Origin of the sequence: Geomonas sp. Red32, assembly GCF_023652955.1 — a bacterium.
GTDB lineage: Bacteria > Desulfobacterota > Desulfuromonadia > Geobacterales > Geobacteraceae > Geomonas.
The window spans coordinates 308,216-320,998 of record NZ_JAKLOY010000005.1 but is presented as its reverse complement, the minus strand read 5'-3'; the positions used below and the strand labels follow the sequence as shown (position 1 = coordinate 320,998).

The 12,783-nt window shown below is 66.1% G+C and carries 8 protein-coding genes; 4 read left to right on the top strand and 4 right to left on the bottom strand.

From position 1 onward, the window contains the following. Positions 1–10 precede the first annotated feature (10 nt). The 3 genes from L4X63_RS15225 (at position 11) to L4X63_RS15215 (ending at position 6,237) form a co-directional block, all read left to right on the top strand. Entirely contained in the window at positions 11–2,464 is a 2,454-nt protein-coding gene (locus L4X63_RS15225) for a bifunctional diguanylate cyclase/phosphodiesterase (RefSeq protein ID WP_250679500.1), read from the top strand. A gap of 62 nt (positions 2,465–2,526) precedes the next feature. Continuing rightward, a complete protein-coding gene (locus L4X63_RS15220; protein WP_250679499.1) occupies positions 2,527–3,528 on the top strand; it encodes a zinc-dependent alcohol dehydrogenase family protein in 1,002 nt (333 codons plus the stop codon). 225 nt (positions 3,529–3,753) lie between these two features. Next, the gene (locus tag L4X63_RS15215) at positions 3,754–6,237 is read left to right on the top strand and encodes an ATP-binding protein (RefSeq protein WP_250679498.1); all 2,484 of its coding nucleotides are present in this window, start codon (positions 3,754–3,756) and stop codon (positions 6,235–6,237) included. 26 nt (positions 6,238–6,263) lie between these two features. On the opposite strand, the gene L4X63_RS15210 is transcribed toward L4X63_RS15215, so the two are convergent. The 4 genes from L4X63_RS15210 to L4X63_RS15195 all read right to left on the bottom strand — a co-directional run bounded on the left by L4X63_RS15210 (position 6,264) and on the right by L4X63_RS15195 (position 8,390). Next, positions 6,264–7,109, bottom strand: a complete 846-nt coding sequence (locus L4X63_RS15210) for a ChaN family lipoprotein (RefSeq protein ID WP_250679497.1) — start codon at positions 7,107–7,109, stop codon at positions 6,264–6,266. A gap of 79 nt (positions 7,110–7,188) precedes the next feature. Then, complete coding sequence (locus L4X63_RS15205) at positions 7,189–7,506, bottom strand: hypothetical protein (protein ID WP_250679496.1); 318 nt, start codon at positions 7,504–7,506, stop codon at positions 7,189–7,191. 107 nt (positions 7,507–7,613) lie between these two features. Next, positions 7,614–8,147: a MerR family transcriptional regulator gene (locus L4X63_RS15200; RefSeq protein ID WP_250679495.1), complete on the bottom strand. Its 534-nt coding sequence runs from the start codon at positions 8,145–8,147 to the stop codon at positions 7,614–7,616. A 57-nt stretch (positions 8,148–8,204) separates the two neighbouring features. Then, entirely contained in the window at positions 8,205–8,390 is a 186-nt protein-coding gene (locus L4X63_RS15195) for a MerR family transcriptional regulator (RefSeq protein WP_250679494.1), read from the bottom strand. Positions 8,391–8,737: 347 nt separating this feature from the next. Here L4X63_RS15195 and L4X63_RS15190 point away from each other — a divergent pair, with 347 nt between their 5' ends. Further along, complete coding sequence (locus tag L4X63_RS15190) at positions 8,738–12,769, top strand: PAS domain S-box protein (protein ID WP_250679493.1); 4,032 nt, start codon at positions 8,738–8,740, stop codon at positions 12,767–12,769. The last annotated feature ends 14 nt before the right edge of the window (positions 12,770–12,783 follow it).

The following is a 12,783-nucleotide window of genomic DNA, read 5'->3' as shown; positions in this document are numbered from 1 at the left end:
TGGAAAGACGTTGTCTAAAGCCAGCTCCATCAGGTCGATGATTGTCGCGATCATGCTCGGTTCGGGTATCCCGATCTTCGTGGTCTTCTGCGTGTTCGTCTTCAACCAGTATCTCGACAAGCGCCACGAAGCGGAACAGAAGGTCATCGCCGGGGTGCGGGCCATCGCCGCCGAGCACATCGCCGAGGTGGAGGGGATGCGCAGCCTGATGGTGGCCCTCTCCCAGTACCCCGAGATCCGTCTCAAGGATCCCGAAGGGTGCATGAAGCTTCTGAACCTCATCCTGACCAAGAGCCCCTCCGGGCTTAACGTCGGGGTGGCCGACGTCGACGGCCGGGTGATCGCCACCGGGGTGATCCAGCCGCTCCCCATCCAGTACTCGGTCGCGGACCGGCGCTACTTCAAGGAGGCGATGAGGACGAAGAGGTTCGTGGCGGGCGAGTACGCCGTCTCCCGCGCCGTCCACAAGCCCACCCTCCATTTCGCGCTTCCGGTCTTGAACGAGAAGCAGCAGCCGATCCTGGTGCTGTACGCCGCCCAGGACCTCGACGGTTTCGCCAAGAGCTTCGACGCCCAGAACTTTCCCTCCGGCTCCATCGTCAACCTGACCGACCACCGCGGGACCGTGCTGTTGCGCTACTCCCACCTGGGACTCGACAACCAGGACGGCAAGCCGGACCACCCCGACCTCAGGCGTCACATGACCGGGCCCGACGACGAGGGGATCTTCACCGGCGTCGGCCTGGACGGCGCCCGCAGGCACCTAGCCTTCAAGAGGCTCCGCCTCTCCCCCGATTCCCCCCCCTACCTCTACATCCGGGTCTCCACCCCCGAAAAGATCGCCACCGCCTCCGCCCGCCGCTCGCTCTGGATCTCGGTGCTGGTTTTCTCGCTGGCCGCCGTCTTGACCACCCTGCTCACCAGGCTCTTCGCCAGCCGCTTCATCATCAGGCCCTTGGAGCGGATCGTCCATGCCGCCAAGCTCGTGGAGGGAGGGGACCTCTCGGCCCGAAGCGGGCTCCTCTACACCAAGGACGAGCTCGGACAGCTCGCGCGCTCCTTCGACGAGATGACCCTGGCCCTCGACGAGCGGATCCGGGAGATCAGCTATGCCGAGAACGAGAAGCACCGGCTCGCCTACTACGACGGGCTGACCGGGCTTCCCAACCGGCGCCTGCTGCAGAACCGGCTCGACCTGGCGCTCTCGCGCAGCAAGCGCCACGACATAGGCTTCGCCCTCATCTACCTCGATCTCGACAACTTCAAGCACGTCAACGACAGCCTCGGGCATGCCGCCGGGGACCAGCTCCTCAAGGTGATGGCGGTCCGCTACCTCAACATCCTCAGGGACGACGACGTGGTCTGCCGGCTGGGAGGGGACGAGTTCGCCATCATCCTGCACGACGTCCAGCGGGAGAGCACGGTGATGTTCGTGGTGGAGAAGCTTCTGATGGCGACCGGGGAGCCGGTGCAACTGGAGGGGCAGGAGCTCTTGGTGACCGCCAGCATCGGGGTGGCGCTCTATCCCAAGGACGCCGAGGACCCCATGACGCTCGGCAAGAACGCGGACCTCGCCCTCTACCACGCCAAGGACGCCGGCCGCAATACCTTCCGGATGTTCTCCGAGCAGCTCGACCACGCCTTCCACGAGCGGCTGAGCCTGATCCATGCCCTGCAGCACGCCCTGGAGTTCGACGAGCTCTCCCTCGTCTACCAGCCGAAGGTCTGCCTCCGCTGCGGGGAGGTGATCGGGGTGGAGGCCCTCTTGCGGTGGCACAGCGCGGTGCTGGGGGAGGTGGAGCCCACCCGCTTCATCCCGATCGCCGAGGAGACCAGGCAGATCGTCCCGATCGGGGAGTGGGTGCTGAAGACCGCCTGCCTTCAGCAGGTGGCCTGGAGGGCGCTGGGGACCGACCTCGCCATAGCGGTCAACATCTCCGCGGCCCAGTTCAAATCCCCCACTCTCATCGAGACCGTCAAGGGTATCCTTGAGGAGACGGGGATCGACCCGGAGCGGCTGGAGCTGGAGCTCACCGAAAGCTGCCTCATCGAGCGGCCGGAGGAGGCGACCAGGATCCTCAACAAGATCCGCGACCTGAAGTGCAAGATCGCCATCGACGACTTCGGCACCGGTTACTCTTCGCTGAGCTATCTCAAGAACTTCCCGGTCACCGTGCTGAAGATCGACCGCTCCTTCGTCAAGGACATCACCCGCAACCGCAACAATCAGGCTATCGCCCAGTCGGTGGTCAACCTGGCCAGAAACCTCAACATGCTGACCGTTGCCGAAGGGGTGGAGGACGAGGCCCAGCGGGATATCCTGAAGGAGATGGGGTGCCGCTACTTCCAGGGATTCCTCCATTCGCGGCCGATGGCGCCGGAGGATGTGCTGGCGGTGGTGGCCAGTGCGGGGGAGCACGCCCGGGAGGAAAACGAAAAGGGGCAGGCGGCCGCCCGGGGGTGAAAGGGGAAGATTAATCGGGGCGAGGGGAGATTAACACGCGGGAGTTTCAGGAGGTGGGACCGATGCGCGCCATGATCTTCGAAGAGACGGGGCAGCCGCTTCGGCTGGTGGAGAGGGATCTCCCGTCGCCGGGGCCGGGCCAGCTCCTTTTGAAAGTCCACGCCTGTGGGATCTGCCGGACCGACCTGCACATCCTCGACGGGGAGCTCGACGACCCGAAGCTCCCCCTGGTGCTTGGCCACCAGGTGGTCGCCAGCGTCTGCGCCGTGGGAGCCGGTGTCTCCGGCTTCCGGACCGGCGGCCGGGTCGGTGTCCCGTGGCTCGGGTCGACCTGCGGCAGCTGCGGCTACTGCCGGGACGGCCGCGAAAACCTCTGCGACCACGGCCGCTTCACCGGCTACCACATCGACGGAGGGCTGGCCGATTTCACGGTCGCCGACCATCGCTTCTGCTTCCCGATTCCGGACGGGTACCCCGACCTCCAGGCCGCTCCCCTTCTCTGCGCGGGGCTCATCGGCTACCGCTCGCTGGCGATGGCGGGCCCCGGCAAGCGGCTCGGGATCTACGGTTTCGGCGCCGCTGCCCATATCGTCACCCAGGTGGCGCGCTGGCAGGGGCGGGAGGTCTTCGCCTTCACCCGCCCGGGCGACCGCGAGGGGCAGCGCTTTGCCCTCGAGATGGGAGCTTCCTGGGCCGGTGGGACCGGGGAGATTCCCCCCGGCGGGCTCGATGCCGCCATCATCTTCGCCCCGGCAGGGGAGCTGGTCCCCCTGGCCTTGGAGGCGGTGGCGAAGGGGGGCGTGGTGGTGCTCGGAGGGATTCACATGAGCGATATCCCTTCTTTTCCTTACCACATCATCTGGGGTGAACGGGTCCTCCGTTCGGTTGCCAACCTCACCCGCCGGGATGCCACCGGTTTCCTCGCCCTGGCACCCCAGGTCCCGGTCCGGACCGAGGTGACGGTATTTCCCCTCGAAGAGGCCAACGAGGCGCTGGCGGCCCTGCGTGCCGGGGTGAAGGGGGCGGTGGTGGTCAAGGTCCTTGACTCCTCTGGTCACCATTAATCCGTTGTTTCTCCGCCCTGTTACCCGCTCTCCCCGCCGTTGGCGCCCCGCGGCGGCGGCAGCTTCCCCTCTCCCCGCCCTCGCTCCTTATTTTCTCCTAACCTCCTTTTATCCTTAATTTTTAGCGACAAATGCCGATGGCATGATGTATGCTCCTCCCCCTGCCGGAGTGGCACCGAACGATCCCTGACCTCACCAGTCCACTCCGCCGCAGGAGACGGTACCATGAGAAAAGTTCTACTGCTGATACTCGCCATCGCGACGGTGCTCTCCGTCTCTGCCGCCCATGCCGCTCCCCGTGAGGTGCGGGTGGCGGCCTTCAACTTCTATCCCACCCTGTTTCAGGCCCCCGACCAGACCGTCAAGGGTGCCTACGTCGACCTCCTGAACGAGATCGCCCGCCGCGAGGGGTGGACGGTCACCTACGTCTACGGTAATTGGGCGGACGGCCTCGCCCGGGTCCAGAGCGGGGAGGTCGACGTGGTAACCAACGTGGCCTATACCGCCGAGCGCGCCAAGTTCCTCGACTACGGCAAGACGCCGGTGTTGACCGTCTGGGCGGAGCTCTACGTGCCGGCCGGCTCCTCCATCGAAAACATCCGGGACGTGAGGAACAAGCGGATCGGGGTGGAAAAGGGGGACTTCAACGGAGCCAGCTTCAAGAACATGGTCGACAAGTTCGAGATTCCCTGCCGGCTGGTGGAGTACGGCGACTTCGAGGACCTCTTCAAGGCGGTGGCCGCCGGAGAGGTCGACGGAGGGGTGGCCAACAACACCTTCGGGTCGGCCAAGCAGCACGATTACGGGCTGCACTCCTCGGGGGTGATCTTCAACCCGTTCGACATCTATTTCGCGGTCGCCAAGGGGCGCAACCGGGAGGTGCTGGCCACCCTTGACCACTACCTCGACTCCTGGCGAAGGACCGAGGGGTCGCCGTACCACCAAGCGCTGGAGCGGTGGTCGCATGGCAGCGCCTCCACCATCCGGGTGATGCCGGGGTGGCTCAGGGAGGCTTTCGTCGCGGTGGCGGCCCTGCTGGCCCTGTCGGTGGCCTTCGCCGCCCTTTTGCGCCGCCAGGTACGCCGCAAGACGGCGGAGATCGTCCACTACGGCGAGGAGCTCCACCTGACCGCCCGGCAGCTCGAGGACGAGCTGGCCGAGCGCCAGCGGGCCGAAGAGCTCCTCACGGACCAGGCGGCGGTGCTCAGGGAGAGCGAGAGCCGTTTCCGGACCATGTTCGACGCGTCGAGCGACGCCATCATCATTCACGGGGCCGACAGCGGAGCCATCGTCGACGTGAACCGGACCATGTGCGAGATGTACGGCTACTCCCACGACGAGGTCCTCACCCTGACCGCCGGCGCCCTCAGCGCCGGAACCTCTCCCTACTCGGAGGACGAGGCCATAGCCTTCATCAAGCGGGCCGCCCTCGGGGAGCAGCCGGAGTTCCCCTGGCACGCCCGGGCGGCCGATGGCCGGCTGTTCTGGGTGGAGGTCCGGATGCGGAGGGTCCAGCTGGGGAACGACCGCTGCGTGCTGGCGACGGTTACCGACGTGACCCACCGCAAGTCCCTCGAAGAGCAGCTGCAGCAGTCGCTGAAGATGGAATCGATCGGCCGTCTGGCCGGTGGCGTGGCCCACGACTTCAACAACATGCTCTGCGTCATCCTCGGCAGGGCCGAGCTCTCCAAGCTGCGGCTTTCCCCGGAGGATCCCCTCTGGGGGGCCTTCGACCAGATCGTGAAGGCGGCCGAGCGCTCAAGCCAGGTCACCCGCCAGCTCCTGGCCTTCTCGCGCAAGCAGCCGATCGCTCCCAAGCCGGTCAATCTCAACGCCCTGATCGTGGAACACAGGAAGAACCTCGGCCGGTTGATCGGGGAGGATATCCGCTTCGTCTTGCAGGCGGGGGAAGGGCTTTGGAACGTGCTGATCGACCCGGTCCAGATCGACCAGATCCTCATGAACCTGTCGGTGAACGCCCGCGACGCCATGCCGCAGGGAGGGACGCTGGCCATAGAGACCGCCAACGTCACCATCATGGGCGACCGCCAGGAGGGGGGCGCGCCCGGTCCCGGCGATTACGTCCGGCTGACGGTAGCGGACACCGGGGTGGGGATGGACAGCGAGACCCGCGACCGTATCTTCGAGCCGTTCTTCACCACCAAGGAGATCGGCAAGGGGACCGGGCTCGGGCTCTCCACCGTGTACGGGATCGTCGCCCAAAACGACGGCGTTATCCAGTGCGAGAGCACGCCGGGCGCCGGAACGGTCTTTACCGTGTACCTTCCGCGTCTGAAGGGGGAGAGCGGGGGAGAGGATGCCTCGGCCGCCGGCCAGGCGCACGGCAGCGGCACCATCCTGCTGGTCGAGGACGAGGAGATGCTCCTGATAACCACCACCGGGATGCTGGAGGAGATGGGATACACGGTGCTGCAGGCGGCCTCGCCCCAGCAGGCGATCGCCCTCTGCGAGCGGGGGACCCGGGTCGACCTGGTGCTGACCGACGTGGTGATGCCGGGCATGAACGGCGAGGAGATGGTCGCCCGCATCAGGAGGGTGTGGCCGGAGTGCCCGGTGCTTTTCATGTCCGGCTACACGAGGAGCTTCCTGGAGCGGGAGCACCGGGGCGAGATGGCGGGGGTGAACTTCATCGCCAAGCCGTTCGACATCAAACAGCTCAACGACGCGGTGTCGGCGCTAATCGGGTAGGAACGGGTGGAGCAGCGCGGCCGCGGCTAGCGGTCGCGCAGGATCAGGAAGTCGGCGTCCTCGGCGGTCGGCTTCAGCCAGGTGAACTCCACCAGGTCCTGCAAGATGACCCGGGCGTCGACCTTGCCGTACCGCTTCATGCTGTCGGGGACCCCGTTTCTGATGGAATGCCAGGTCCCGGCGATGACCACCACCTGGCTCCCCGGGGTTCTTTCCAGGTACCGCATGACGAACGAGGCCATGGTGTGGTTGCGCAGCGCCTGTGCCTGGTCGAAGTTGGCGGACGGGAAGCGGGGGGGAAGGTTCGCGAAGGCCTGCTGGCGGATCAGCCTCAGGTACTCCGCCTGGCGGGGACTGAGGCTCCAGGGGCCGGGAGGGAGCCCGGCCAGGTCGCTGCCGGTCAGGGCGCCGGCCCCCGCCCGGACCACCTTGCCGATCGCCGCCTTGGGGACGTTGAGGGCGATGATGGGGATCTTGTTGTCGCGGGCGAAGAGGAAGATATCCCGGTAGAGCTCCCACGGGTAGCTCCAGTTCTTGGCGTAGATGGGGAGGAACTCGCTCTCGGAGAGCTTGCCGCTTGTCCAGCCGTCGAGGGCGGACTGGCTGTCGATGGTGAACATCTCCAGCCCGATGGCGAGCCGCGGGTTCTTGGCGTAGAGCGCCTTGATTATCTCCAGCTGCTTTGCGTGCAGCGAGCGGTCGTCGTGGGTGTCGCCGAGGAAGACGGCGTCGGCGGGGGCGATCTCCTCCACCACCCGGTCAAGCGGGACCGGGGTGCGGTCGCCCATCCGGACCAGGCTGGTGGCGGCTCCCGCCACCGCGGCACAAAGAAGAAGATAAAGAGCGACTGCCACCGTTACGACGTTTCTCACCAGCGCCTCCCGCGACTTGATTTCAGAGCCCGGGGACTATAGCACAACATCCCTCGCCCATCCACCGCCTTTAACCGCTTCATTCGGGATCGCTGTCCAGGTAGTGGGCGGCCACGAAGAGGCAGAAGGAAACGAGCACGGTGATGGCCGCCACCGTGTAGGCCAGGTGGGTCCCCTGCCACAGGTCGAAGAACCACCGCTTGAAAAGCTCCGCCATCAGGTTGGCTTTCCCCCCCATGACTTCCAGCGCCCGGTCGTACGGCTTCGACTGGGCGAGGAGCTGATCGTTCAGCGAATCGGCGAAATCCTGCGAGGTGAAGTAGATGTAGAGGGAAGCCCCCATCCCCACCAGCATGGTGAGCGACCCCGCCAGCTCGTATCCCGTTTGTCGTGACATCGGTTTTCCCATGCGCACCCCTTCCCGCGGCTTTGCGATGCTTAGAGGTATAGCGGGCAATCATGCACGGAATATGGAAAAAGAGAGGAAATCGGGCGGCAAGGCCGTCATTCCCCACCCGCCTCCTGCGACCAGGCCCGGATCCTGAGGGCCTCCTCCTCCGGGATCCCCAGCGAACGGAGAAAGGCGTGGTGGGCGGCCGGTTCCCGCCGCTCGAATTCCACGTGCAGCGTCTTCATCGCCTGGTCGTCCATACCTGCCGCGCGTAAAAGGGAGACGAACATCTCCTTGTCGACGCTTCCGCTGGGCCCCCCCTCGCCGTACAGCTTCAGCATCCCCGCCAGCAGGTGCTGCTTGGCGGAAAGGGCGGCGATCTCCCGGCCGATCTCCTCGAGCCGCCGCTTCAGCACGGCCGTGGTGTCGTCCCCGGCGGTGGCGAGGATGGCGCGGATCCCCTCGATGTCCACCCCGGCCTGCCTAAGGGAACAGATGGTGGCGAGCTTTTCGCGCTCGGCCTCGGAGTAGCGGCGGTAGTTGGCGCCGCTCCGCCCCGAGGGAGAGAGAAGGCCGATCCGGTCGTAGTACAAAAGGGTGCTGCGGGAAAGGCCGAAGTGGCGGGCGAGCTCGGTGATGCGGTACATGGTCGGCTCCTCTAACCCCTCCCCCCCCAGCGGGGGAGAGGGGATGTAACGCAAGGGTCAGGCGAAGCGGGAGCGGATGGCCGCGATCTCGCCGGGGGGGAGGCCGAGCCACTCGAGAAAGCTCTGGTGACCTTCCGGATTCTCCCGCTCGAACAGCCGGTGCCATTTCTCCCTTCCCTCGCCGTCCAGCCCGGCCGCCTCGAAACGGGCTACCCACTCCTCTACGGTTACCTTGTTCTTCATCTCGTTCTCCTTTTTTTTCGTGTGGAATATCTGTCATGGCCGTGACGATTTCAAGGGTAAAGTGTGAAGCGGTAGACGGGTCAAGCAAAGTTTTTTGCCCCCGGCCTCGGTTACTGCTTTATCCCGGCTAGGTCAACGGCGCGGTATGGCTCAGATCCTCATGGGTGAGCATTAACGGTCCGGTTTGAGAGTATGTAAGGGTGCGTAATCTGTAGGAGATGAAAGCTCTGAGACTCATGCTATACTTTTGCAGCTTGCATGAAAGTGTGCTAAAAGCGTGCTGTGACAGGGGAGGAATTTCCTCCATCCAGTCCGCTCACCGTTTACTGTAATTCAGGGGTTTCTGCATGGACAAGGGAAGCAGCCCCGCGGTCCGCCGCTGGTGGCACCTGACGGTCGCATGCCTGGCGGTCGTCGCCGGCATCGTCGTGCGCGACCTTCTGGAGCACTGGTTCGGCCCCGGCCTTTCCCCCTACAGCCTCTTCTACCCGGTGGTGCTCATCACCGCCATGGTCGGGGGCTTCACCTCCGCCGGCCTCGCCACCTTCCTCTCTGCCCTCTTCGTCGCCTACTACCTCCTTCCCCCCGAAGGGTTCGGGGTCGGCGCCCCCATCGACCGGGTGGGGCTCGTGGTCTTCTGCATCATCGGGGCCGCCACCGGCCTCCTCGTGACCGCCTACCGCCGGACCAAGGAGCGGGTCTCCCGCCTGGAGCGCGAAGCCGCACTCTACGAGAGCCGTTCCCGTCTCGCCACCTTCGCGGAAGCCACCTTCGAGGGGATCGTCGAGACCCGGGGGGGGATCATCGTCGACTGCAACGACCAGTTCGCCGGGATGCTCGGTTACCCGCCTGAGGAGCTCAAGGGAAACGAGATGGCTCCCTTCATCGCCCCGGAGGACCGGGAGCGGGTGGAGACCATCGTGCGGGCTTCCCGCGAGTGCATCTTCGAGCACGACCTGATCCGCCAGGACGGCACCCGCATCACCGTCGAGGCCCATGGCTGCACCATCTCGGGCGGTCACCAGCGCCACACCGCGGTCCGGGACATCACCGCCAGGAAGGCGGCCGAGGAGGCCCTGCGGGAGGCCAAGGACCAGGCGGAAAACGAGCGGCGGCGGCTGGTGGCCATCCTGGAGACCATCCCGAGCGCGGTAGCCTTGGTGAATGCCTCCGACCGCCACTTCTCCTACCTCAACCGGCGGGCCTGCGACCTCTACGGCTGCCCGTTCCCCGGACCCCAGCCGGAGAGCGAGCTTGCCCGGGCCCTGAGGCCGGACGGCACCCCCCTTTCCGGCGACGAGCTCCCGAGCTCCCAGACCTTCGCCAACGGTACCTTCGTCCGCAACCGGGAGATGCTCCTGGAGAGGGGCGACGGGAGCCGGATCCCGGTGCTGGTCAGTTCCGCCCCCCTGATGGATGCGGCCGGCGGGGTGGCCAGCGCGGTGGTGGTCTTCGACGACATCAGCGAGATCAAGGATGCCGAGCGCAAGCGGCACGAGAGCGAGAGCAGGCTCCGCTTCGCCCTGGAGGCGAGCAGCATCGGGGCCTGGGAGCTCGACCTGGGCGATCTCTCCGTCGCCCGCTCCCCCGAGCACGACCGGATCTTCGGCTATCCCGAGCTCCTCCCCCGCTGGGACTTCGCCATGTTCCTCGCCCATGTCGTCGAGGAGGAGCGGGAGGCGGTGGAGCGGACCCTGCGCACGGAGCTGGCCGGCCGGGAGAGCTTCAGTTTCGAGTGCCGGATCCGGCGCCGCGACGGGGAGCTCCGCTGGATCTGGGCGGCCGGGCGCACCTGCCGGGAGGGAGACCGCGAGCGGCTGGCCGGGATCATCCAGGACGTCACCGGCCGCAAGCACTCCGAGGAGGTCCTCAGACGCTACGAGCTTTTGGCCGCCAACAGCCGGGACATCATCCTCTTCATCCGCCGCGGCGACGGCCGGATCCTGGAAGCCAACGCCGCCGCCACCCTGGCCTACGGCTGGAGCCGCGAGGAGCTCCTGGAAAGGTCGCTCATGGACCTGCGGGTGCCGGGGGCCGATTCGGAGACCGCTTCCCAGATGGACGAGGCGGACCGGCAGGGGATTCTCTTCGAGACCGTCCACCGCCGCCGGGACGGGAGCCTCTTCCCGGTGGAGGTCAGCTCCCGGGGGGCCACCATCGGCGATACCAGGATGCTCGTCAGCATCGTCCGCGACATCACCGGACGGAAGGAGGCGGAGAAGCATCTCCTCTTCCAGGCGAGCCTCCTCGACTCGGTGGGGCAGGCGGTGATCGCTACCGACATGAGCCAGACCCTGATCTACTGGAACAAGGCCGCCGAGGCGCTCTTCGGCTGGCGCCGCGAGGAGGCGCTCGGAGGCGAGCTTGCCACCGTGCTCCCCCCGGTGGCCGATCCGGGCGTGGAGGAAGAGGTGACGCTGGCCCTTTCGGCAGGGAAGCCATGCACGGTGGAGATGGCGGTCCGGGCCCGGGACGGCAGGGTGGTCCCGATGCTGACCACCAACTCGCCGATGCTGGACGAGAACGGGCTTCCCTTCGCCGTCATCGGGATCGGCACCGACATCACCGACCGCAAGAGGATGGAGACGGAGCTCCGCCGCTCCCACGACGAGCTGGATCACCGGGTCCGGGAGCGGACCTCGGAGCTTGCCGAGACCGTCAACGCCCTTTTGGCCGAGATCGACGAGCGGGAGCGGGCCGAGGAGGCGCTGGAGCGCACCGCCCGCGAGGTGGAGGATCTCTATAACCTCGCCCCCTGCGGCTACCATTCGCTCGACCGCGATTCCCTCATCGTCCGGATCAACGACACCGAGCTCAAGTGGCTGGGGTACCGGCGCGACGAGGTGATCGGCAGGATGAAGATGTGCGAGCTCGTCACCCTCGCCTCGCTCCCCGATTTCGAGCGGGCCTTCGGCCGCTTCGTCAGCGAGGGGGGGGCAGTCACCGACCTGCGGCTCGAGCTGCGCAAGAAGGACGGGACCGTGCTCCCGGTGCTGATCAACTCCATCGCCGTCCTCGACGAAAACGGCAAGTACGTCACCAACCGCACCTCGGTCCACGACATCACCGAGCTCATCCAGGCCGAGGAGCGGCTTCGCCGGATCAACCAGCTCTACCTCCTTTTGAGCGAGACCGGCAAGGTCATCTCGCGGCTTCCCTCCCGGGAGGAGCTCTATGCGGCCCTCTGCCGGCTGGCGGTTGAGTACGGCGGTTTCCTCCTCGCCTGGGTCGGCCTTGCCGACGAGGAGAGCGGCTGGATCCGGCCGGTCGCCTCCTTCGGCCCCTACACCGACTACCTCGCGCAGGTCCGGGTCTCGGCGCTGCCGGTCCCGGAGGGGATGGGACCGGCGGGAAAGTGCATCCGCAGCGGGAGTTACTACATCTGCAGCGACTTCATGAGCGACCCCGACATGGCCCCCTGGAGGCCGCTGGCGGAGCGGTGGGGCTTCACCTCGGTGGCCTCCATCTCGATCAACCTGCACGGCCAGTCGCTCGGGGCGCTCACCTTCTACGCCGCCGGGATCGACTACTTCGACCAGGACATGGTGGAGCTGTTGCTCCAGATGCAGGCCGACATCACCTTCGCCCTGGAGAACCTCGAGCGCGAGGAGAAGCGCCAGCAGGCTGAGGGGAGGCTTATCGCCGAGACCGAGGAGAAGCTCAAGGCGATGGAGGAGCTCAGGGAGAAGGACCGGGTCATGCTCCAGCAGAGCCGGCTGGCCGCCATGGGGGAGATGATCAGCAACATCGCCCACCAGTGGCGCCAGCCGCTCAACACCCTGGGGCTGTTGATCCAGGGGCTCCCGCTCTACTACGAGGTCGGGGAGTTCAGCGGCGAGCTTTTGGACAAAACCGTGGCGCAGGCGATGATCCACATCCAGCACATGTCGCAGACCATCGACGACTTCAGGAACTTCTTCAAGCCCGACAAGGAGCTGGTGGAGTTCGACCTGGACGCCGCCGTCAGCAAGGCGCACCTGCTGGTCAAGGAGAGCTTCGTCCAGCAGGCGATCCGGGTCGACCTGGAGCTCTCCGCCCGGCGGACCATCGTAGGGTACCCCAACGAGTTCGCCCAGGTGCTGGTGATCATCCTCCTGAACGCCCGCGACCAGATCGAACAGCAGGAGATCGACGAGGGGAGGGTGACCGTCCGCACCTTCCTGGAGGGGGAGCGCTGCGTCATCACCGTCGCCGACAACGCAGGCGGGGTCCCGGACGATATCATCAACCGCATCTTCGAGCCGTACTTCTCCACCAAGGGGATCCAGGGGACCGGGATCGGCCTCTACATGGCCAAGAACATCGTGGAGAAGAGCATGCACGGCATCCTCTCGGTCAGCAACCGTGACCGCGGCGCGGAGTTCAGGATCGAAATCTGATCGTTTACCATCAA